General features: G+C 52.9%; 20 protein-coding genes and 1 pseudogene. 7 read left to right on the top strand and 14 right to left on the bottom strand.

What is annotated here, in order from left to right; genetic code table 11:
• Position 1 precedes the first annotated feature (1 nt).
• Both Dpoa569_RS17120 and Dpoa569_RS17125 read right to left on the bottom strand, forming a co-directional pair.
• The gene (locus Dpoa569_RS17120) at positions 2-1,288 is read right to left on the bottom strand and encodes an outer membrane beta-barrel protein (RefSeq protein WP_042868342.1); all 1,287 of its coding nucleotides are present in this window, start codon (positions 1,286-1,288) and stop codon (positions 2-4) included.
• On the bottom strand, positions 1,278-2,690 hold the full coding sequence (locus tag Dpoa569_RS17125; protein WP_128569664.1) for an undecaprenyl-phosphate glucose phosphotransferase: 1,413 nt from the start codon (positions 2,688-2,690) through the stop codon (positions 1,278-1,280). The genes Dpoa569_RS17120 and Dpoa569_RS17125 overlap by 11 nt, the downstream gene beginning before the upstream one ends.
• A 463-nt stretch (positions 2,691-3,153) precedes the next feature.
• Here Dpoa569_RS17125 and Dpoa569_RS17130 point away from each other — a divergent pair.
• A pseudogene (locus Dpoa569_RS17130) lies at positions 3,154-3,381 on the top strand (substrate-binding domain-containing protein); the annotation flags it as partial.
• Between the two features lie 16 nt (positions 3,382-3,397).
• Here Dpoa569_RS17130 and cadR read toward each other — a convergent pair.
• Positions 3,398-3,829, bottom strand: a complete 432-nt coding sequence (gene cadR, locus Dpoa569_RS17135) for a Cd(II)/Pb(II)-responsive transcriptional regulator (protein ID WP_042868335.1) — start codon at positions 3,827-3,829, stop codon at positions 3,398-3,400.
• Positions 3,830-3,899: 70 nt separating this feature from the next.
• Between cadR and Dpoa569_RS17140 the strand changes: the two genes are divergently transcribed.
• Positions 3,900-6,251, top strand: coding sequence for a heavy metal translocating P-type ATPase (locus Dpoa569_RS17140; RefSeq protein WP_146411597.1), 2,352 nt, complete (start codon positions 3,900-3,902; stop codon positions 6,249-6,251).
• Positions 6,252-6,715: 464 nt separating this feature from the next.
• A complete protein-coding gene (locus tag Dpoa569_RS17145) occupies positions 6,716-7,546 on the top strand; it encodes a DUF1868 domain-containing protein (protein WP_042868325.1) in 831 nt (276 codons plus the stop codon).
• Between the two features lie 180 nt (positions 7,547-7,726).
• Here Dpoa569_RS17145 and ahpF read toward each other — a convergent pair whose 3' ends face one another.
• Positions 7,727-9,289: an alkyl hydroperoxide reductase subunit F gene (ahpF, locus tag Dpoa569_RS17150; protein WP_042868323.1), complete on the bottom strand. Its 1,563-nt coding sequence runs from the start codon at positions 9,287-9,289 to the stop codon at positions 7,727-7,729.
• Positions 9,290-9,360: 71 nt separating this feature from the next.
• Entirely contained in the window at positions 9,361-9,924 is a 564-nt protein-coding gene (ahpC, locus tag Dpoa569_RS17155; protein WP_042868321.1) for an alkyl hydroperoxide reductase subunit C, read from the bottom strand.
• Positions 9,925-10,200: 276 nt separating this feature from the next.
• Between ahpC and Dpoa569_RS17160 the strand changes: the two genes are divergently transcribed.
• Positions 10,201-10,431 carry a hypothetical protein gene (locus Dpoa569_RS17160; RefSeq protein WP_042868318.1) on the top strand — a complete coding sequence of 77 codons (231 nt, stop codon included), beginning with the start codon at positions 10,201-10,203 and terminating at the stop codon, positions 10,429-10,431.
• A 44-nt stretch (positions 10,432-10,475) separates the two neighbouring features.
• On the opposite strand, the gene Dpoa569_RS19840 is transcribed toward Dpoa569_RS17160, so the two are convergent.
• The 8 genes from Dpoa569_RS19840 to prfC all read right to left on the bottom strand — a co-directional run bounded on the left by Dpoa569_RS19840 (position 10,476) and on the right by prfC (position 16,431).
• On the bottom strand, positions 10,476-10,760 hold the full coding sequence (locus Dpoa569_RS19840; protein WP_407643801.1) for a hypothetical protein: 285 nt from the start codon (positions 10,758-10,760) through the stop codon (positions 10,476-10,478).
• Positions 10,648-11,229: an SDR family NAD(P)-dependent oxidoreductase gene (locus Dpoa569_RS17165; RefSeq protein ID WP_407643802.1), complete on the bottom strand. Its 582-nt coding sequence runs from the start codon at positions 11,227-11,229 to the stop codon at positions 10,648-10,650. The genes Dpoa569_RS19840 and Dpoa569_RS17165 overlap by 113 nt, the downstream gene beginning before the upstream one ends.
• A 35-nt stretch (positions 11,230-11,264) precedes the next feature.
• Positions 11,265-11,984: a 4'-phosphopantetheinyl transferase family protein gene (locus Dpoa569_RS17170; protein WP_042868316.1), complete on the bottom strand. Its 720-nt coding sequence runs from the start codon at positions 11,982-11,984 to the stop codon at positions 11,265-11,267.
• A gap of 396 nt (positions 11,985-12,380) precedes the next feature.
• A complete protein-coding gene (locus Dpoa569_RS17175) occupies positions 12,381-13,214 on the bottom strand; it encodes a TatD family hydrolase (protein WP_227983089.1) in 834 nt (277 codons plus the stop codon).
• Between the two features lie 10 nt (positions 13,215-13,224).
• A complete protein-coding gene (locus Dpoa569_RS17180) occupies positions 13,225-13,413 on the bottom strand; it encodes a CsbD family protein (RefSeq protein ID WP_042873744.1) in 189 nt (62 codons plus the stop codon).
• Positions 13,414-13,500: 87 nt separating this feature from the next.
• Complete coding sequence (locus Dpoa569_RS17185) at positions 13,501-13,662, bottom strand: DUF1328 family protein (RefSeq protein WP_071604272.1); 162 nt, start codon at positions 13,660-13,662, stop codon at positions 13,501-13,503.
• A 167-nt stretch (positions 13,663-13,829) separates the two neighbouring features.
• Complete coding sequence (gene osmY / locus Dpoa569_RS17190) at positions 13,830-14,486, bottom strand: molecular chaperone OsmY (protein WP_050569378.1); 657 nt, start codon at positions 14,484-14,486, stop codon at positions 13,830-13,832.
• A gap of 355 nt (positions 14,487-14,841) precedes the next feature.
• Positions 14,842-16,431 carry a peptide chain release factor 3 gene (prfC, locus tag Dpoa569_RS17195; protein WP_042868313.1) on the bottom strand — a complete coding sequence of 530 codons (1,590 nt, stop codon included), beginning with the start codon at positions 16,429-16,431 and terminating at the stop codon, positions 14,842-14,844.
• A 414-nt stretch (positions 16,432-16,845) separates the two neighbouring features.
• Here prfC and Dpoa569_RS17200 point away from each other — a divergent pair, with 414 nt between their 5' ends.
• Positions 16,846-17,718 carry a hypothetical protein gene (locus Dpoa569_RS17200; protein ID WP_042868308.1) on the top strand — a complete coding sequence of 291 codons (873 nt, stop codon included), beginning with the start codon at positions 16,846-16,848 and terminating at the stop codon, positions 17,716-17,718.
• 103 nt (positions 17,719-17,821) lie between these two features.
• Here the strand turns inward: Dpoa569_RS17200 and Dpoa569_RS17205 are convergent, their stop codons facing one another.
• Positions 17,822-18,520 (bottom strand): YtjB family periplasmic protein, encoded by a 699-nt coding sequence (locus Dpoa569_RS17205; protein WP_042868306.1) that lies wholly within the window; start codon positions 18,518-18,520, stop codon positions 17,822-17,824.
• A gap of 126 nt (positions 18,521-18,646) precedes the next feature.
• On the opposite strand from Dpoa569_RS17205, the gene serB reads away from it, so the two are divergent.
• Together serB and radA are read left to right on the top strand one after the other, a co-directional pair.
• Positions 18,647-19,624 (top strand): phosphoserine phosphatase, encoded by a 978-nt coding sequence (serB, locus tag Dpoa569_RS17210; RefSeq protein ID WP_042868303.1) that lies wholly within the window; start codon positions 18,647-18,649, stop codon positions 19,622-19,624.
• 49 nt (positions 19,625-19,673) lie between these two features.
• Positions 19,674-21,059, top strand: coding sequence for a DNA repair protein RadA (gene radA, locus Dpoa569_RS17215; RefSeq protein ID WP_042868302.1), 1,386 nt, complete (start codon positions 19,674-19,676; stop codon positions 21,057-21,059).
• Positions 21,060-21,125: the final 66 nt, after the last annotated feature.

The raw sequence follows: 21,125 nt of genomic DNA on the forward strand, positions 1-21,125 counted from the left end.
GTTAGATCTGTACCTTAGTTGTAAACATAATCAGAGAGTTATCGTGGCCCAGCGTTCTGATGACCTGGCGATTACCATCAGGGCCAATAAAGAAAGAATCAGTATTTTTATTAGAACGGAGCGTGTTTAGTTGGTACTTAACTTCAACGTTAATAGAGGGCCTGACGCTATAGTTCATAGCGAATGTGAATACCCTGTTCCTGTCTTTACGATCATCCAGATAATTCTTGTAATCATCTGTCAGGTACGAATAATCGAACGTGGTAGAGAATTTCCCAACCAGCCAAACATGCTGATAAGAGATACCATATTCAGACACCATGATATAGCCACCGACTTCTGTCGGATCTTTGATGCGCTGTGCCGTATGAGCGATAAAAGCAGACTGTTTAACCGGCTTCCACTCACCCTGAATGTTCCAGTTGACGCCACTGAAATCCCTGGCATTCGGGTTATTATCAAAGGTTTTGTATAACCAGGATACGTTCGCATCAATACGGGTTTTGCCTGTAAGCTGCGATTTGACGCCGTATTCCAGGTAATAGTCGTTGTTGTCTTTTTTAGCATCGATTTCATAACGCCGCTGATTATGAGTAAAGCGGTAGTTAAAGCGCGTTGCCTGGGAGTATTGGTCAGTGAGTTCTGCTACCAAACCGTTCTCATGCCATTCCTGCCCAAGGATATAGTTATAAAAATCAATATCGGTATTTCTGATATCACCGGTATGGCCTAAACGCAGTTTTTTAAACAACACAGCAACGTCGGCTTTACCTCGCCCACCCGGTGTACCATAGCTGTAACGTAATTCGCTATTGAAAAGCGTGTTACTCAACGGTGAATGAATACCAAATTCGCGCAACTGTTGAGGCCGAAATCCTTCGGTAATACCACTCCCACGCGCTTCATGGCCAAGGGAGTCATCAAGAATAAGCGCTATCCCATGCCTTTGCCCATAGCGCCATGCGCCATTAAATCGCAACAGATGATCGGTATAATTATCCGCCGGGGCGCTGCCGTAATGACGATAATCCCCAGAATACATCAGTAAATAGCGGTCCTGATCACGTTGACCAATAGCTTTAAGCGTTGGCTTGAGGCTTTGAAAATCAGATCCTATCACGTCTTGATGATAAGCCTGATTGGTCACGTTACTCTCATGCCCATAATCCAGACCAAGCTGGCTTTGAAAATCAATACCCGCAATACCGATATGCGATTTAGGTACCAGTTCCGCCCAGGAAGGGTGAGGTATTACCATTCCCGCAGCAATGATCAATTTAGTACGCATTTTCACCGATAAAGCCTTTGAAAATGGTTCTAAAGATAATCTTGATATCCAGCCAGAGGGACCAGCTTTGAATGTAGGCAATATCGTAGTAAACCCGTTTTTCCATTTTATCGAGGGTATCCACCTCACCACGATAACCATTAACCTGCGCCAACCCTGATATTCCCGGCTTCACTTTATGGCGAATCATGTAATTTTCGACCAGTTGCCGATACTGTTCATTATGCACAACCGCGTGGGGCCGGGGACCAATAATTGACATTGTACCTTGTAATACATTGAAAAACTGAGGCAATTCATCTAACGAGGTCCGGCGTAAAAAAGCACCAAAGCGTGTAACGCGCGGATCGTTTTTCGTTGCCTGCTTCACAACATCGCTATTCTCCATCACGTGCATCGAGCGAAATTTCCACACTTTGATTTTGTTGCCACTCAGGCCGTAGCGATCCTGCTTGAATAACACCGGCCCAGGCGACGTCAGCTTGATGCCGATAGCAATCACTAATAGCAACGGCGAAATCATCAGCGTAATAATTCCACCAATGATCAAATCCTCCGCACGCTTAATTACTGAGCCAAGACCGTCAAACGGCGATCTAAAAATACTGATGGTTTGAATATTATTAATGGAACGAAGCTGTGATACGTATGAACTATAAGAATAAAGATCAGGAATAATATAAGTATCAACTGTAGTATCAGACATCATCGACAGAAAATAGCGAATGCGTTTCAACGCAATCATCGGCAGTGCAATATAAATTTCATCTACCCGGCCAGCTTTAGCTTCCTCAACCAGCGCACTCACCTTGCCTTTAAATTCACTCTTTATCAGGTAGCCAAAGCGGGATGGATTGCGATCATCGTAGAAAGCCAACTCTAACTGCATATTAGCGTACTCTTTGAGCAAGGCTTTTTCCGCTGCTAACCCGCCAGGGGTTAATCCTACAATCGCCACCCGAATCCGTTTTTTAGCCATGCATTTGAACGTAATTAAACGCATCAGATAGAGAACGCATAAAGAAAGGGTGTACCAGTAAAATGTAGAAGGAAAATATATGTTATCAAGTTGGTGCAACAGCCCTAGCGAGTATAATGTACCGGCATATGTCCTGACCACCTCAACAAATATGACAGATAGCAATGCGGACACCCACAGCGTTCTCTGTCCACGAAACTGCATATTTTTAAGCCGATTCTGATATAAGCCCGTATATTCCCCAACAAGTAGAAAAGAGGTAGAGAATAGCAGGCTAATCATAATGACATCATCAAAAGCGCCTATGCCCATCAAGAATATCTTGGCACTGACGATTAATGTCACATTGATTGATAAGAAATCCATCAATTTAATAATGGAAAAGTCATTTCCATAGGAAATTTTTATCTGATTGCTAGACACGTTTAATCATAGTCCATTAGATTTTTATTATTCGCACCTCTCCGGTCACGATAATATATCACACAAAAAAAATTTAAAATAGCGACCAGAAAAATCATAACAATACGGCGTCAGAAAACACCAAAATAAACAATACCACTTATTAATTCATTTATATAAATGATCACACTATTTCTTTTTTATTTTAATTATTTTTTAATAATTAGATATTATGATAATGCTTATTGAGATCATTATTTGTGATTATTGGTAATATGTATAATATTTAGCCTGATTAGCTCGCAAGATAATCAGGCCAGAAAATTGAAAGAATGTGGATCGTACGTTGGTCGCCTCAGTTACTTTGGCTGGTAGCAGCACGTCAACGGTTATCAATAGCCGTACCAGACAAGACACTACCCGGCGTACTTGCCAAATTCACAGCTCAGTTGCGTCCACTTGCGAGCCTGTTCACTCAGCGTAGGAAGCGGAAAGCCGTGGCTTGCGTGTTCCTCAGGATCTGGCGGTGATGGGGTTCGGCGATTTGGATTTTGCCGCCAGCAATCGTCCCTCTATCACCACTGTCGGCATCGACAGGCGGGAGATGGGCCGCCGGGCCGCTACCTTACTGGCAGACAACATCGCCGGCCATCCCCACAGCGATGCAATTATCGATATCGGCTTTCAGCTCATCGAGCGAGAATCGGCGTAACCGGGTGGGTAAGCGCTTACCCCAAGTGCGTATGACCAGTGCCGCTGTCTTCAATCTCCAACGCAGACAAACCATGCAGAATGCCGCAGTCGTCCACAGTCTGCGTCACCTGACAGCGTTGGCTAATGTGCATCAGTTGCACTTTCAGTTGCTGTAGCTCCGCAATACGCGCTTCCACATGCCCCAGATGCTCATTCAACAGGATATTCACCCCCTCGCAACTGGCAGCAGGTTGCTCACTGAGCGCAACCAGCGCGCGGATTTCATCGTGGTTCATGTCCAATGAGCGGCAGTTACGGATAAACCGCAACCGATCAACATGAAACTGATGGTAGTGGCGATAGTTCCCTTCGGTACGTTCCGGTTCGGGCAACAGCCCTTTCTTCTCATAAAAACGAATGGTTTCCGGTGTGGTGTTGGTCGCTTTCGCCAGATCGCCAATTTTCATGTAATTCCCCCTTGACCCTATAGTTGCTACAGGGTTTTTACTACAACAAAACCCAGAACAGGAATCAACCATGTCAGAGAAACATTCATCTACTTCTCACCGTCAATTCCAGCCGGTCACGCTGGAAAAACCGGGTAAGGCCCTGTTCCGGCCACATCAGCAGGCGCGCCAGACGCCTCACACCGCTAACAATACCCAACAACGTGGGCAAACATGCGCTCATCACTGCTGCGACAATGCGGCACCGACCGAGCCAACCACTACGCTGGAAGGTGCGGAACGTATCGGCGACCAGCAGCGCACGCCGATACGCATCATGCAGATGGACTGCCCGACCGAAGAAACGATGCTGCGAAAAAAACTCGGCACCTTGCCGGAAATCAGCAAGCTGGAATTCAATCTGATGCAACGGGTGATGACGGTTACCCACCGTTACGATGCATTAGACAAGGTGCTGGCCGCCATCCGCACGTTAGGGTTCGAACCTGAAGTTCGCACCGGTGATGATCGCGCTCCCTTGCCGCCGGAGCCGAAAAAACCCTGGTGGCCGCTGGGCCTGGCGGTGGTCGCTGCCGGAGCGGCGGAAGCAGTAGAGTGGAGCGGTTTGCCCGAATGGTGGGCTGCGGTACTGGCGATTCTCGCCGTCGCCGCCAGTGGGCTGACCACCTATCGCAAAGGCTGGATTGCCCTGCGTACCGGCAATCTGAACATCAATGCGCTGATGAGCATCGCGGTGACCGGTGCGCTGTTCCTGCAACAGTGGCCGGAAGCAGCGATGGTGATGGTGTTGTTTACCCTTGCCGAACACATTGAGGCGCGTTCGCTGGACCGCGCCCGCAATGCCATTGCCGGGTTGATGAATCTGGCTCCGGATACCGCCACAGTGCAACAGCCAGATGGCAGTTGGCGCGACATGGAGGCTAACACCGTCGCGCTGGGCAGCATCGTACGGGTACGTCCCGGCGAGCGTATTGCGCTGGATGGCGACATCACCAGCGGCCACTCCGCCGTCAATCAGGCGCCGATTACCGGAGAAAGCCTGCCGGTGGATAAACGTGTCGGCGACAACGTATTTGCCGGCACTATCAATGAAAGCGGCTCGTTTGAATATCGGGTGACAGCGGCGGCGGCTAACACCACGCTGGCGCGGATTATTCACGCGGTGGAGCAGGCACAGGGCACCAAAGCGCCAACGCAGCGGTTCGTCGATCAGTTCGCCCGCGTTTACACCCCGCTGGTGTTTCTGGGCGCAGTATTAGTGGCAGTACTGCCGCCGCTGTTTACCGGCGGAAACTGGCAGGAGTGGACCTACAAGGCGCTGGTGCTGTTGGTAATAGCCTGCCCGTGCGCACTGGTGATTTCTACCCCGGTCACCATCGTCAGCGGGCTGGCGGCGGCGGCGCGGCGCGGCATTCTGATCAAAGGCGGGGTATTTCTGGAAAAAGGCCACGCGCTTTCCTGGCTGGCGCTGGACAAAACCGGCACCCTGACCCACGGTAAACCGGTGCAGACCGGCTTTGAGACGCTCGCTGATGTTGACGCCGCCCGCTGTCAGCAACTGGCTGCCAGTCTGGCCAGCCGCTCTGACCACCCGGTATCGCAGGCAGTAGCAAAAGCAGCGCAGGAAATCAGTACGCCATTGCTTGATGTCGATAACTTCAGCGCCGTCGCCGGACAAGGCGTCATCGGCACTCTGCAGGGGCAGCGCTATTTTCTCGGCAACCAGCGACTGGCTCAACAGTGGCTGGGCGATACCGCCACGGGGATTACCGGGCGGCTGACCGCACTGGAGCAGGCTGGCAACACCGTGATCATTCTGGGCGACGAGCGGCAAATTTTAGCGTTGATGACGGTGGCCGATACGGTGAAACCCTCCAGTCAGGAGGCTATCAACGCGCTGCATCAGGCCGGCATTAAAACCCTGATGCTTACCGGCGACAACCAGTACGTGGCACAAGCCATCGCCCGTGATGTGGGCATTGATGAAGCGCGCGGCAACTTGTTGCCAGAAGACAAACTCTCACAGATTGAACGGCTGTCGGCACAGGGCGTGATCGGCATGGTGGGAGACGGTATCAACGACACCCCGGCGCTGGCGCGCGCGGATATCGGTTTCGCTATGGGCGCAATGGGGACCGACAGCGCCATTGAAACCGCCGATGTGGCGCTGATGAACGACGATTTGCGCAAAATTCCAGAATTTGTGCGCATTTCTAAAGCCACACGTACCCTATTAATCCAGAATATCGTGTTGGCACTCGGCATCAAGGCTTTGTTCCTGACGCTCACGCTGCTGGGCATGGGCACCATGTGGATGGCGGTGTTCGCTGATGTCGGCGCCAGCTTGCTGGTGGTAGGCAATGGTCTGCGACTGCTGCGCCAGACGCCGGTTAACGCCCGCCAGCAGCATCAAGCGGCATAGCATCACCGGCATAAACACGCATCGGGCCGACGGGAAACGCGTCGCTGCGCTCCTTATTCGGCACAGTATCTACAACAGGCTATTTGCAATAAATATTCGCAAAAGTATATAAGCACTCACTAACATTCTTTCCTTCATTGCATCAGGTGACCAACTGGTAGCAGGCGTCTCTCAGTTGCCAGTGGCGCTTGCTATAAAGCGCGCCATCAGAGTAGTGATTACTCACTTCATCAACAGTTCAGCAACCGGCGGCAAGCCAGTCCCATCGGCACACCTGTTCCGGCTTTTCTGCCACCGCAGGGGCTTCAAACCGAGGGCGCAGCACCCGCGCCGACGATATGTCAGACCCGGCAAAAATTAAGATTCACTTACAACTCCATGACAACATGAAATTTACCCGTCATTAAAGTACGCCTAACCTAGACAAACTGCGCATCCCTCAATCTACACCACCTGGAGGAGTCATGAACCCGTTACGCCGCCGCTTCGTCCTGCAACTGCCGTTGCTCGCTTATGGTATGCCGTTATTTGCCAGCGCCAGAGCCGACGACATGTTCAGCACCATGCGTCCAGCGGATTCTCTGGTGCCCACACCACACGACATTGGCGGCAAATTCGATCCCGATGGCAGCGTCAGCCGCTTTCCCGGCAACACCATTATTTCTCACATCCCGCTGGATTCCGACGCCTCGAATGCGTTTATGACGGTACGCGATACGCTAAAACAGCAGGACTTCAGCCACTGTCTGGCCTTCACCCCACCTTCCAGCTATCACATGACCGTGTTTGAAGGCGTGAACGAAACCAAACGCAGGTTACCGTTTTGGCCGGTTGACCTACCCACCGATGCTCCGATGCAGGCCTGTTCCGATCATCTGGCTCGCAAACTGGCAGGGTTCGACTTGCAAGCCACGTTACCGTTTAAAATGCGTATCACCAACTTCAACGCCCAGCTGGATTCTGGCGCCATACTGCGCCTGACCCCAGTAGATAACAACGAGGAGCGCAAATTGCGTACCCTGCGGGATCAGTTATCTGAGCGGCTGGAGATCCGTGCACCGGACCACGATACCTATGGTTTTCACGTGACGTTGGGGTATCTGGTGCGCTGGATGACGGAAGAGGAATCGCAAGCGTACCTGAAAACCCAACAGGCGTGCCTGCGTTACCTGCAACAACAGGTGCCGGTACTGGAACTGGGCGTGCCGGAATTCTGCGTTTTCAATGATATATTCGCGTTCGATACCCAGTTGAAGGTCGGCCAGCCTGCCAGCACCGTGCCGCTAACGGCCTGACGAGCGTGAGAGTCACGGTGTCCATGTCGCAACACGGCAATAATACCCCTGGGTTTGGCGCATAAAAAAACCCCTTCAGACAGGCTGAAGGGGCCGGGTCAGGTTAGTGATATGAGGGATAACAGCCCGAAAGTGGGTGGCCAGGCAACAAGATGGAACAGGATTCAGGCCGGAATCTGATTACCCCTGGGTTCTGATCAGATGATCAAACGCGCTCAGAGAGGCTTTGGCCCCTTCGCCAGTGGCGATGATAATCTGCTTGTAAGGTACGGTAGTGCAGTCCCCCGCCGCAAACACACCTTTCACGCTGGTTTCACAACGGACATCGATCTCAATTTCACCGATGCGATTGCGCTCAACCGTTCCTTCCAGCCAGGCCGTATTCGGCAGCAGGCCGATTTGTACAAAAATCCCTTCCAGCGCCAGCTTATGAACGCTGTCAGTGACGCGATCCTTATACTGCAGGCCGGTGACCTTCTGTCCATCACCCAACACTTCCGTGGTCTGGGCATTCACAATCACGTCCACGTTCGGCAGGCTGCGCAGTTTGCTCTGCAGCACGGAATCCGCTTTCAGTTCTGGCGCGAACTCCAGCAGGGTGACGTGTTTCACCACGCCCGCCAGGTCGATAGCCGCCTCCACGCCGGAGTTACCGCCGCCGATCACCGCCACATGCTTGCCTTTAAACAGCGGACCATCGCAATGCGGGCAATAGGTCACGCCACGGGTACGGTACTGCTCTTCACCCGGCACGTTCATGTTGCGCCAGCGCGCACCGGTAGCAATGATGATGCTACGGGATTTCAGCACGGCGCCGGAGGCGGTTTCGATCTGGTGCGGCTGACCCGGTTCAGAAGCCGAAATCAATCTTTGCGCGCTCTGTAAATCGATAACATCAACATCGTAGTCATCTACATGGGTTTTCAGCGCGGTCGCCAGTTTGGCGCCTTCGGTCTTCGGCACCGAAATGTAGTTTTCGATATCGACGGTATCCAGAATCTGACCACCAAAGCGCTCGCCCATCAGGCCGGTGCGAATACCTTTACGAGCCGCGTATACAGCCGCCGCCGCACCCGCCGGGCCGCTGCCGACGATCAGCACGTCATACACCGGACGGCTGTTGAGCTTATCGACCACACGGGCGTTGGCGCCGGTGTCAATTTTACCGACGATCTCAGCCAGACTCATGCGCCCCTGGCTGAAATGCTCGCCGTTCAGAAATACCGTGGGGACGCCCATGATATTGCGATCCTTGATCTCATCCTGAAACACACCGCCATCAATGGCAGTATGGGTAATGTTCGGGTTCAGGATGGACATTAAATTCAGCGCCTGCACCACGTCCGGACAATTGTGGCAGGTCAGCGAATAATAGGTTTCAAAGTGGAACGTGCCGTCCAGGCTGTGGATTTGATCCAGCAATTCCTTCGCTTCTTTCGACGGGTGACCGCCAGTTTGCAGCAACGCCAGCACCAGCGAGGTAAATTCGTGTCCCATCGGTGCACCAGCGAAGCGAGGCCCGGTGGCCGCCCCCGGATTGGTTACCAGGAACGAAGGCTTACGCACAGGCAGGTCATTATTTTCAAAGAAACTGACTTTGTCGGACAACCCGGCAACCTCAATGAGTAGTTCCCGAACTTCAGCGGATTTCGCTGAGTCATCCAGCGTCGCCACTAACTCAACCGGTTTGGTTAATTTTTCCAGATAGGTTTTCAGCTGGAGCTGCACGTTATTGTCGAGCATAGATTATCCTTGGCGTTGGCGTAAAAATCGGGTGCCATGCACCCGATAGAACATCAGGGGGAGAGTTGAGGTTAGATTTTGCCAACCAGGTCCAGAGACGGTGCCAGCGTGGCATCACCTTCTTTCCATTTAGCCGGGCACACTTCACCTGGATGAGACGCCACGTACTGAGCGGCTTTCACCTTACGCAGCAGGTCGGAGGCATCACGGCCAATACCTTCAGCAGTGATTTCCACCGCCTGAATGATGCCCTGCGGGTCAACGATGAAGGTGCCGCGGTCAGCCAGGCCCTGATCTTCACGCATGTTTTCGAAGTTACGGGTCAGCGCGCCGGTCGGGTCGCCGATCATGGCGTATTTAATTTTGGCGATAGTGTCAGAACTGCCGTGCCAGGCTTTGTGAGTAAAGTGGGTATCGGTAGATACAGAGTAAATATCTACGCCGATTTTCTGGAACTCGTCATAGTGATCCGCAACGTCGCCCAGTTCAGTCGGGCAGACAAACGTAAAGTCAGCCGGATAGAAGAAGAACACGCTCCATTTGCCTTCGATGCTCTGCTCAGTCACTTCAACGAACTGACCATCTTTAAAGGCCTGGTTTTTAAACGGTTTAACTTTAGTATTAATAACGGACATCGCTGATTCCTCATGTATTCCACTGTGTTTGGCTTGGAATGTAAGGTACAAAAATGTGATGCCCATCGCTAATGCGTTGTCTTTATCAAATCAATAAGCGATACCTAACGTTTTGCCAGCAGCACAATCACAACATGCCCGGCGGTAATGGACGCTTACAAACTGTCCGATTATCGGATAAGTACGAAGGATGCAGCACAGAAAAGGGTATGTTATAACAAGCCACACTCTATTCTTTTCAACACGTGTTGCCTGACAACTTACAGGTGGTCGGTTATGAAACTCAGGATGTCGCTGGTTTTTCTCTCATTTGCGGCGGCCAACGCCTCGGCATTTCAGGCCAAACTGACGCCTGTCAACCCGAATGACGCCGCGAAACTGGCGCAGATGGAAACGGCATTCAGTAACGGTCATGTCGCTACAGGTCCGTTGGGTATCTGCGATGCCACCTCAGTGAGCGGTTGCAACTGCCCGTTTTGCACCCAGTTAAGAAGTATTGGGCGTTAAATATCAGTAGCCGCCATCAGAAAAGCTGTCGGTTGGCTTTTGTTTTAACCTTCCTGATCGAGATTAAAGGATCGAAAACGCTCGGCGTATGTTCCTTCCCGCTCGGCAAACCGAAAGGCGCAGGCCCGCGCTACCACAATCTCCTCCGCCTGCGGCTGCTGTGACAACAACAGCAGCGTTTCATCAATAAAATCAGGCAACGGCATCGCACGCGGGTCATACCCCTGATCGCCCTGCAACCCGGTTTGCACCCAGGGCGGGATAATCTCGATGACTTGTACCGATGTCTGACGCAGTTGGCAGCGCAACGCTTGGGTGTAAGCGTGCAACGCTGCTTTGCTGGCACAGTAGGTTGGAGTAATCGCCTGCGGCAAAAATGCCAGTTCCGGAGGTCACATTCACTATCGTCGCGTGCGGCTGACGCAGCAAATGGGGAATTAATGCGCCAGTAAGCCACAGCGGACCCAACAGGTTGGTCGATACCGTATCGGTAATCTGTTGCGGGTCCACCTGGGTTAGATCTTCACGCCGCTGAATGCCGGCATTATTAATCAGCACATTGAGCGTCGGATAATCTTGCGTCAACTGTGCGACAAAAGCGTTAATCGCCATAGGATCGCGCTGATCCAATACTCGCCAGACCATGCCAGGGAAAGGCGCTGCGGCCTGCCGCACGATCTCCTCACGCCGCCCGGCGATAATGACCTGATTACCCCGCTGATGGAACGCCGCCGCCAGCCCCAACCCGATGCCCGAACCACCGCCAGTAATCAGTATCGTATTGCCCGTCATTTTCATCGCTGTCGCTCCCTGCCGTCATGACGCCATGCTGTTTAGTTAAACAGAAACGTGGTGATATCACTTTCCCGCAATAGATAAGATCCTGAGAAACTACGCCCAGCCAGATAATCAGCCGACAGGTCAGTCAACAACTGCAAAGTAAAGGTATGCTGTACCGCATCCAGCCCGACCATGCGGACATCCAGGAAGTCAAAGTAGCGTTTTACCTTCGGATACAACGCTTTATATAAACTTTCCTTGGCGGAAAAATTCAGTGTCAACATTCTGGCGAAACTCATCGAATCGTGGGAATGCAACCAGTCATACTCAATCTCATCAGCGATGCCGGGCCACAGGTTGCTGGCGCGCTCAGCGTGCATCCAGGTTTCGATATCCAGCCCGATACAGGTGATATCCCGGCTGCATTGATGCGCGGCACACAACACACTATCGACGTTGTGGCTGAGCGAACCTGCGATGCCCTCCGGCCACTGCGGCGAGCGATCAGGCGCACTGGTCAATACATAGCTATCCACGCCCAGCCGGGACATCACCGTCTGCGCCAGATAACGCCCCGCCAGATACTCTGCCCGGCGTTTCGGCACTGAACGCGTGATCGCCTCCGGCATAGGGAACCCTGCCAGAGAAAACAAATCATCACGATACGCCGACAAGTCGAAATAGCAGCGAGCGCAATGCCCTGGGTAAGCAGTCTCATTCCCAGCCGGACTGATGGTCAACCACTCGATATTTTTTATAAATGAAGCAAGCATGTCACTGCACTCTGCAACGTAGAACTATCCCAGTAGGCATAACTGACAGCTGAAATAACCTGTTGGAATAGGTTCTTAATATGTCATAAGGAATAGACGAAGCACGTTAAACGATTTTCGTCGCAAGTTCATACCGCATCAGACAAAGAAAAACATCAAAAAATGACGTTCGTCGCTTTCTTAACTGGCAATATGCGGGTTAGACGCTGTTTTGATTGTTAAATTTGCCGCGTTGACAGCGATACTCACCATAAAAATAGGTTTCTGATGGATACGCAGGCACTCACCACAGGTCGATTCCGACAGACAACGCGATTTGCCAGGTTTATGCATTGTCACGGAAACAGCCGACAAAACAGGGAAATATCGCCGTCTGACGATAAGGTGCCAGACGGATTACGCAGACTCCGGTAATCGCAGTCCCGGAAACAATCGTAGCGTATTAGCAAGAATGGCATCTGCAATCACCTGCGGCCACTCCGGACGCAGTTCGCATAGCGCGTCGAATACCGAAACAATACGCTCAGGGCGATTCGGTTGCCCCTGAAATCCGTACACCGGCATATCCGGCGCATCGGTTTCCAGCAACAGTCGGTCAAGCGGCAAACGGGCGATAGCCTGACGGGTCTTGTTGGCGCGCGGATAAGTGATAGTACCGCCGACCCCGATATAGTAGCCAAGGCGGATAAACGTCATGGCCTGATCGTAGCTACCGGCAAAACCGTGCACCACCCCCGTACATGGCACCGGATGGCGGCGCAGCATCTGCGCCAGTTGATCATGGCTGCGGCGGGAATGGAGAATCACCGGTAGATCATGTTGGGCCGCCAGCTTAAGCTGGGCTGCCAGAAACGCTTTCTGCCGTTCAAATTGCGGCTCCAGCATGTAAAGATCCAGACCTACCTCACCCACCGCGACCAAACGCGGAGGCGAGTACGCCAATGCCGACGCCAGTTCGGCCAGATGCGCCTCCTGATGCCCGGCAATATACAACGGATGTAATCCCAGAGCAGCGTATAGAACGGACCAACGCTCACTGAGCGCCAATACCCGGTCAACGTGTTCAGCGGCCACAGCCGGCACAATCAAGCGGCGGACGCCTGCCTGCGCGGCCCGCGCCAAACTGCTCGCGGCATCGTCAGCAAACAGAGGAAAATCAAAGTGGCAATGGGTGTCGATAAACCCAAAGGCCGGCACCTGCGCATCATCAGATAAAGAATGGGGGGGCAACGGTCATCCCTTAGTGCAAGCTGTCATGCTCTAAGGATACCTTCTCCTGATCTTTTCCGTAATATTCCTGCATCACACCTGCCAGAAAATCGTGGTTTCCCGCGACCCAAGCTCCGTCGCTGTCAACACATTCAGCCCACAGCTCCCACAGACAACCTTTCCATTGTTTCCATCTGCCAATAGCGACATCCAGATTCATCATAATGACCCCCAGACAAACTTCGGACAAAAAAACAACACAGACAGTGTGACGAAATAACATGACAGACATATGGAATTTCCACGCCTATGGTCGGCGACGTCCCATAAACAAGCTAAGCAGGAACAAGATAATTCCAACCACAAAAACGATTTTGGCGACGGCGGCAGCCGTACCGGCAAGCGCACCAAACCCGAAAGCAGCCGCAAGAACCGCAATGATGAGAAAAAAAATGCCCCAGCGAAACATCAGACCTCCTTGCATATGCACATTGAGAGGGGTATCGCCGTCAGTACCCCTGCAAAAAACGGTCTGGGTACGCGGCGACATCCGCAATCACTCAAAGAAAGGGCGTAATGGCGACAACAAGCGTACTATCATGCTGCTGTCAATGCTCAGCGGTGAGGCGATAGAATTCAGGATTTCACAGTCAGTTCATTTTTGACGCTTTTGACGCCGCTAACCGCCTTGGCAATCGCTTCAGCCCGTTCAGCTTGCGCCCGGTCGCCGACCTGGCCAGTCAACAATACCACGCCATCCTGAGTGACCACCTTGATATGACGAGAAGGCACGATGTCATCTGCCAACAATTTGGCCTTGATGGTACTGGTGGTGAGGGCGTCACCAGCATACGCGCTAACCGACTGCACACCGCTGCCATCCTTCACCTGTAATTTATCACTGACCGATTTCACCCCTTCAGTCTGGACGGCAATTTTCACCGCTTGGGTCGCCATCTGCTGGCTGGCAATAAAGCCGCTAAGCATCACCACACCATCGTGGGTGGAGACGGAAATATTATTGCTGTCGAGCGTTTCGTCTTTTAGCAATGCGCCTTTTACTCTGGCGGTGAGGGTGCTGTCGTCTACATAGTCAGTAGCCTTCTGTACGGAATTATCGATTTTCTTACCTGCGGTATCGGCGATACGCTGCGCCTGCTGTACCAGCGTTTCCTGCTCAGCCTGCGCCTGACCACTTGCCAGTACCGAACCCAGTACCAACGCCGCCAGCGACAATCCACACTTAGCCCACCGTTCACATTGCATCGAAAGTGTAATCTTGGTCTTTTTCATCAATACCTTCCTTATCGTTATCGCCTGTTTTACAACAGGTTTACTACTACTCGTGTCAGAACGATTCGTTACGTCATTTCAGATTATTCTATTAACCAATCAAATATAAAAAACATAAAAACCTAATTTTAAACGAATAATGGTTAAATAAACTAAAACCGTAACACACTGGTAACTATAGACAATGGCAGGCAAAAACCCAGCACAGAACGGCGGGAAGACAGTGATTTCAGATTTGTCCGTGGCGGGGAAACGATCAGAAGACAGTCATCACGTTATTGATAGTTAATCAATATGATAAAACCACCCACTCCTAGCGGAGTGGGTGATATAGCAACGATTAATATACCAACGATTAATGTTCGCGGGTCTTATGGAACTGCACGTCAGGATAACGCTCCTGCGCGAGATTGAGGTTAACCATGGTCGGTGCTACATACGCCAGGTTGTCGCCGCCATCCAACGCCAGATTCGGCTCGTTCTTGCGCTTGAATTCCTCGAACTTCTTCACATCGCCGCACTCAACCCAGCGTGCGGTAGAGACGTTCACCGATTCGTACACCGCTTCCACGTTGTATTCGGTTTTCAGGCGGGCTACCACCACGTCAAACTGCAACACACCGACCGCACCCACGATCAAATCATTGTTGATAAGCGGCCTGAACACCTGCACAGCGCCCTCTTCGGAAAGCTGCACCAACCCTTTAAGCAACTGTTTTTGCTTAAGCGGATCACGCAGGCGAATACGGCGAAACAGCTCCGGCGCAAAGTTGGGAATACCGGTGAATTTCAGATCTTCGCCCTGAGTAAAGGTATCGCCGATCTGAATGGTGCCGTGGTTATGCAAGCCGATAATGTCACCCGGCCAGGCTTCTTCCACATGGGAGCGATCACCTGCCATGAACGTTAGCGCATCAGAGATCACTACGTCTTTGCCGGTACGCACCTGACGCAGCTTCATCCCTTTCTCGTACCGTCCGGACACCACACGCATGAACGCCACACGGTCGCGGTGTTTCGGGTCCATATTGGCCTGAATCTTAAACACAAAACCGCTGAACTTCTCTTCGTCGGCACTCACCACACGCGCATCGGTCTTACGCGGCATCGGTGCAGGCGCCCAGGCCACCAGCCCATCCAGCATGTGATCGACACCGAAGTTACCCAGCGCCGTACCGAAAAATACCGGCGTCATTTCACCGTTCAGAAATGCATCTTGATCAAACTCGTGGGAAGCGCCTTTCACTAATTCCAGTTCTTCGCGCAACTGCGCGGCCAGATCTTCACCTACTGCCTGATCCAGTTCCGGATTATCCAGCCCTTTGACGATGCGCACCGCCTGAATGGTATGACCCATACCGCTCTGATAGAGATAAACCTCGTCCTTATAAAGGTGGTATACGCCCTTAAACAGCTTGCCGCAGCCAATCGGCCAGGTAATCGGCGCACAGGCGATGTTCAGTTCGTTTTCCACCTCGTCCAGCAGTTCCATCGGGTCGCGGATATCACGGTCGAGTTTGTTCATGAAAGTCAGGATCGGCGTATCGCGCAGACGGGTCACTTCCATCAGCTTACGGGTCCGGTCTTCTACGCCTTTGGCGGCATCGATCACCATCAGGCAGCAGTCAACCGCGGTTAGCGTGCGGTAGGTATCTTCGGAGAAGTCTTCATGCCCCGGCGTATCCAGCAGATTGACCAGACATTCACGGTACGGGAACTGCATCACCGAGGTGGTAATCGAGATACCACGCTGTTTTTCCATCTCCATCCAGTCAGATTTAGCGTGCTGGTTGGAGCCGCGTCCCTTTACCGTACCGGCGACCTGAATCGCCTGTCCGAACAACAGCACCTTTTCCGTAATGGTGGTTTTACCGGCGTCAGGGTGAGAGATAATGGCGAATGTCCGACGTTTCGAGACTTCGCGTGCGTATTCACTTGGAGACATGTTATTCAGGCTTCTTTAATAGTTAGGTGACGACATCTGCATCACGCAAGCGATGCCGCACCAGACAAAATTAGGAAATAAAAGACAGATAAAGCTGTCTGATGCCAATCAGTTAAGCCATCAGGACACGGGTAAGCGTGGCCGCACGGCAGAAAAGTTCCTCTAAGCACTTTTACACGCGTTTTCCCCCACACAGGCTTAAGTGACAGGCATCGTAGCGACAGATGGATAAGGCGCTCATTTTCTCTGATTTACCGGCCCGGCACAATCAATCATGACGTAAACACCGCCGGTGGTAACCTAAACCCTATATGAGTCACGCTCTGATAATAACATTTAGAAACACTCATAAAGATTCGTTTTACACTCACCGATAACAAACAGGCTAACGCTTACCTAATTTAAGGAGAAAGCATGGATCTGTCTGTTATCAATGCGGGCTATAGCCATTCTCAGGACCCAACCACCTCGCTATCGAACGCCGGGCAACGCCTCGACACAGAAAAACGCGACCCGTTGACCGGAAAAACCATCACCGCCCCCACCAGCATCAAGGTTTCGCAAGAAACCCTGACGCGCTGGCGCCAGGGCACCTCACAAAGCGAACCGCTGAGTAAGGAAGAACAGGACAAACTGACGCGCACCATTCGTGATCTGCGTAATGATATCATCACGCGCACCGCCTCCGGCGTCAGTCTGGACAACCCGCTATTCAAAGACCCTTTCACCGCCAGCAATGCCCTGCTTTTCAGCAGTTGGGCCAATAATATCAACGCTGACAGCCACCTCAGTAAAGAAGACCTCCTGACGCTGGTCCACGACGTGTTGGCCTACGGCTTTACCGATCAGCAGAGCAATATCACCAGCGCGATGCAACTGAGCGTGAAAAAAGCCGAACTGACGGCTATCAAAGACAAATACCTGAACAGCGACTATCAGCAGCAAGCACAAGCGGCCATCAACAGTTTTTTCAGCCAGAAAGTCGCCAATGAAGACAGCATCAGTAAAGCGCTGATGGAAGGGGAATATCGCATCGGCATCGAAATGGGTGACACCGCTCGCGCCGCCTGGGCACAAAGTCAGCTACAGAAATATGACACCGGCACCAGCGACGTGCAGCTCAAACGCCAGCACATTTTCGCACTGGCGAGCAATAACAACGTTGACGGTTGGTTCGACTCATTCCGCCATTACCTGCAAACGTCCCCGTCACCCAGCGACTGGGAACAGCACAATATCGATGCATTACAATCCCAATGGCAGCAGTTCCAGCAACGTCTGGGTTAACTGAGACTGTAGAGCACAATCAAGGACTGATTGTGCAGGGACAGAGTGTACAGGGACAACGTGTGCCGAGCTAACCGGGGCAAATATGATGAAAGACCCCTGTTCAGGGTTTATGGAGTTTGTCCTCGTCCTGCGTAGTTGGGCTATCGTCGTTAGTTGAGCTATCGTCGTTGGCCGGTTCATCATCCTGCGACGAGGCATTCGCGGTCAACAGGTAAGGCGACTGTTGCCAGCGGGAGCGGCGATGTTGCAACAAGGTGCGGGCCAAAATAATGCCGATAGCCAGCGCCATCATAATCATCAATCGCAGGATGTTGGTGGTGTTGTCCACCTGACGGGCTTCCGTCGCCAGCACATGGGTATCCAGTGTAATGCGCAGAAAGCCAATCGGCCCGTCCTTACTGTTGACAGGTTCGACCAACTGGTGATTGAAATAGCTGCCGGCGCGGCTGCCATCCAGCGCCAGCCGGTCACGTACTTCCACCTGTTCACCCGCACGCGCCACCAGCGTGCCGTCCTGCAAGTACAAGGCGGCATCCAGAATTCGGCTGTGATCGGTAAGCTGGTGCAGCGTTTCCTCAATCCTGCTGCTGTTGTCGCTATTGCTCTCCAGCAACGGCGTCAAATTAAACGCCACCTGACGCGCCAGCGTGCGCGCCAGTTCCTCCACTTGCTCGGAACGGGCCATCTGATGACTGAGACTGAAATAGGACGCGCCCTGCAGCAATATCACCAGCAAAGCCAGACAGATCAGCACAATGGCCGTACGATGTAAGCGAAATTTAATCCTGGCCCGAACCATGGTAATACCTGTGCGATTTGGATACTTTCATGTTGCCAGAAGCGTTAGCGATAGGATAGCTTGTTGCGTTGATTTGTAACCGTCCCCCGTCAATGCTCACTACCCGCAGGAAAGGATATTTAACCCATGTCGAACCGTTTGACCTATAGCGATCTGCCCGATGAGATCAACTGCTGGCCAAATTTGCCGCTGTCGCTGAGTGACGACGAAGTCATGCCGCTCGACTATCGCGCCGGCAATACCGGTTGGCTGATGTACGGCGATGTGCTCGACAAGTATCTGCTATCCCGCATCCAGCGTCGTCTGGATGACCCGCTGGTGATTGTCAGCGCCTGGAGCGTAGACGACTATCAGGTGGTGCGGTTGGCGGGCACCCTGACGCCGCGCATCACCAAAGTCGCTCACGAACTGGGGCTGGACGTCGCGCCGATGGGCAATACCCCAAGTTTACGTTCTCCCGGCCTGCTGGTAATGGACATGGATTCCACCGCCATCCAGATCGAATGTATCGATGAAATCGCCAAACTGGCAGGCACCGGTGAGCAGGTAGCGGAAGTGACCGAGCGCGCCATGCGCGGCGAGCTGGATTTCGCGGCCAGCCTGCGCCAACGCGTCGGCACGCTGAAAGGCGCCGATGCCAACATTCTGCGTCAGGTGCGGGATACGCTGCCGTTAATGCCGGGGTTGAGAAACATGGTCAGGCAGTTGCAAGACGCGGGCTGGCACCTGGCCATCGCGTCCGGCGGTTTCACCTATTTCGCCGACTACCTGCGCGACGAACTTGGGCTGGTGGCGGCGGTCGCCAATGAAATGGGGATGCGCGACGGCAAACTGACCGGTGAAGTAATAGGCCCAATCATTGATGCGAAATATAAAGCGGATACGCTGCGTCAGTTGGCGGAAAAACTGGACATTCCACCTCATCAGACGGTCGCCATCGGCGATGGCGCCAACGATCTACTGATGATAAAAGCAGCCGGTCTGGGCATCGCCTACCATGCCAAACCCAAGGTCAACGAGCAGAGCACGGTCAGCATTCGCCACGCCGACTTGACCGGCGTATTGTGCATTCTCAGTGGTAGCCTGAGACACGAAAAAAGCTGAGCCACACCGTAACACTCGCAGTAAAAAAGCAGTAACGAGGAGGTAATTCATGGCCAAAGCCGTCAAACGCGCCTTTGTCTGTAATGAATGCGGGGCCAACTATCCACGTTGGCAAGGGCAATGCAGCGCCTGTCACGCCTGGAACACCATCACCGAAGTGCGTCTGGCCGCCGCGTCCTCCTCATCACGCAGCGACCGTTTCTCCGGCTACGCCGGAGACAGCGGCAACGTCAGCCGGGTGCAAAAACTTTCAGAAATCAGCCTGGAGGCGCTGCCGCGCTTCTCCACCGGTTTTCAGGAGTTTGACCGGGTGTTGGGCGGCGGTGTGGTCCCCGGCAGCGCCATTCTGATCGGCGGCAATCCCGGCGCCGGCAAAAGTACCCTGTTGCTGCAAACTCTGTGCAAGCTGGCCGAACAGATGAAAACCCTGTATGTCACCGGCGAGGAATCGCTCCAGCAGGTGGCGATGCGCGCCCACCGTCTTGGCCTGCCCGCCCAGCACATCAACATGCTGTCGGAAACCAGCATCGAGCAAATCTGCCTGATTGCCGAGCAGGAACAGCCGAAACTGATGGTGATCGACTCCATTCAGGTGATGCATCTGGCAGATATCCAGTCGTCTCCCGGCAGCGTAGCGCAGGTGCGGGAAACCGCTGCCTACCTGACACGCTTTGCGAAAACCCGCGGTGTCGCCATCATCATGGTCGGCCACGTCACCAAAGACGGTTCGCTGGCTGGTCCGAAAGTGCTGGAACACTGTATCGACTGTTCAGTGCTGCTGGACGGCGACGCCGATTCTCGTTTCCGTACCCTGCGCAGCCACAAAAACCGTTTTGGCGCCGTCAACGAACTGGGCGTATTCGCCATGACCGAGCAGGGGTTGCGTGAAGTCAGTAATCCATCCGCTATCTTCCTGAGCCGGGGCGATGAAATCACCTCAGGCAGTTCGGTGATGGTGGTGTGGGAAGGTACCCGGCCACTGCTGGTAGAAATTCAGGCGCTGGTGGACCAGTCGATGATGGCGAACCCACGCCGGGTCGCGGTCGGGTTGGAACAGAACCGATTGGCTATCTTGCTGGCGGTGCTGCATCGCCACGGCGGGTTGCAAATGTCGGATCAGGACGTGTTCGTCAACGTGGTGGGCGGCGTCAAGGTAACGGAAACCAGCGCCGACCTGGCGCTGCTGCTGTCGCTGGTGTCCAGCTTCCGCGACCGACCGCTGCCGCAGGATCTGGTGGTGTTCGGCGAAGTCGGACTGGCCGGAGAAATCCGCCCGGTGCCGAGCGGCCAGGAGCGTATTACCGAAGCGGCCAAGCATGGCTTTAAGCGTGCCATCGTACCGTTTGCCAATATGCCGAAAAAACCACCCGCCAATATGCAGGTGATGGGCGCGAAAAAACTGTCGGACGCCCTGGCGATCCTGGATGATCTGTAATTTCCATTAGGCTTTATTTATCATAACGTTAATATTACACAGCGTTATCCGCCACATCGGAGTATC

Source organism: Dickeya poaceiphila (genome assembly GCF_007858975.2).
GTDB classification, from domain to species: domain Bacteria; phylum Pseudomonadota; class Gammaproteobacteria; order Enterobacterales; family Enterobacteriaceae; genus Dickeya; species Dickeya poaceiphila.

What these genes read in the sequence shown, in the direction of transcription:
- Dpoa569_RS17120 (WP_042868342.1), bottom strand. Translation starts at nt 1,288, where the DNA reads ATGCGTACTAAATTGATCATTGCTGCGGGAATGGTAATACCTCACCCT.
- cadR (WP_042868335.1), bottom strand. Translation starts at nt 3,829, where the DNA reads ATGAAAATTGGCGATCTGGCGAAAGCGACCAACACCACACCGGAAACC.
- Dpoa569_RS17140 (WP_146411597.1), top strand. Translation starts at nt 3,900, where the DNA reads ATGTCAGAGAAACATTCATCTACTTCTCACCGTCAATTCCAGCCGGTC.
- Dpoa569_RS17145 (WP_042868325.1), top strand. Translation starts at nt 6,716, where the DNA reads ATGAACCCGTTACGCCGCCGCTTCGTCCTGCAACTGCCGTTGCTCGCT.
- ahpF (WP_042868323.1), bottom strand. Translation starts at nt 9,289, where the DNA reads ATGCTCGACAATAACGTGCAGCTCCAGCTGAAAACCTATCTGGAAAAA.
- ahpC (WP_042868321.1), bottom strand. Translation starts at nt 9,924, where the DNA reads ATGTCCGTTATTAATACTAAAGTTAAACCGTTTAAAAACCAGGCCTTT.
- Dpoa569_RS17160 (WP_042868318.1), top strand. Translation starts at nt 10,201, where the DNA reads ATGAAACTCAGGATGTCGCTGGTTTTTCTCTCATTTGCGGCGGCCAAC.
- Dpoa569_RS17165 (WP_407643802.1), bottom strand. Translation starts at nt 11,229, where the DNA reads ATGAAAATGACGGGCAATACGATACTGATTACTGGCGGTGGTTCGGGC.
- Dpoa569_RS17170 (WP_042868316.1), bottom strand. Translation starts at nt 11,984, where the DNA reads ATGCTTGCTTCATTTATAAAAAATATCGAGTGGTTGACCATCAGTCCG.
- Dpoa569_RS17180 (WP_042873744.1), bottom strand. Translation starts at nt 13,413, where the DNA reads ATGAATCTGGATGTCGCTATTGGCAGATGGAAACAATGGAAAGGTTGT.
- Dpoa569_RS17185 (WP_071604272.1), bottom strand. Translation starts at nt 13,662, where the DNA reads ATGTTTCGCTGGGGCATTTTTTTTCTCATCATTGCGGTTCTTGCGGCT.
- osmY (WP_050569378.1), bottom strand. Translation starts at nt 14,486, where the DNA reads ATGAAAAAGACCAAGATTACACTTTCGATGCAATGTGAACGGTGGGCT.
- prfC (WP_042868313.1), bottom strand. Translation starts at nt 16,431, where the DNA reads ATGTCTCCAAGTGAATACGCACGCGAAGTCTCGAAACGTCGGACATTC.
- Dpoa569_RS17200 (WP_042868308.1), top strand. Translation starts at nt 16,846, where the DNA reads ATGGATCTGTCTGTTATCAATGCGGGCTATAGCCATTCTCAGGACCCA.
- Dpoa569_RS17205 (WP_042868306.1), bottom strand. Translation starts at nt 18,520, where the DNA reads ATGGTTCGGGCCAGGATTAAATTTCGCTTACATCGTACGGCCATTGTG.
- serB (WP_042868303.1), top strand. Translation starts at nt 18,647, where the DNA reads ATGTCGAACCGTTTGACCTATAGCGATCTGCCCGATGAGATCAACTGC.
- radA (WP_042868302.1), top strand. Translation starts at nt 19,674, where the DNA reads ATGGCCAAAGCCGTCAAACGCGCCTTTGTCTGTAATGAATGCGGGGCC.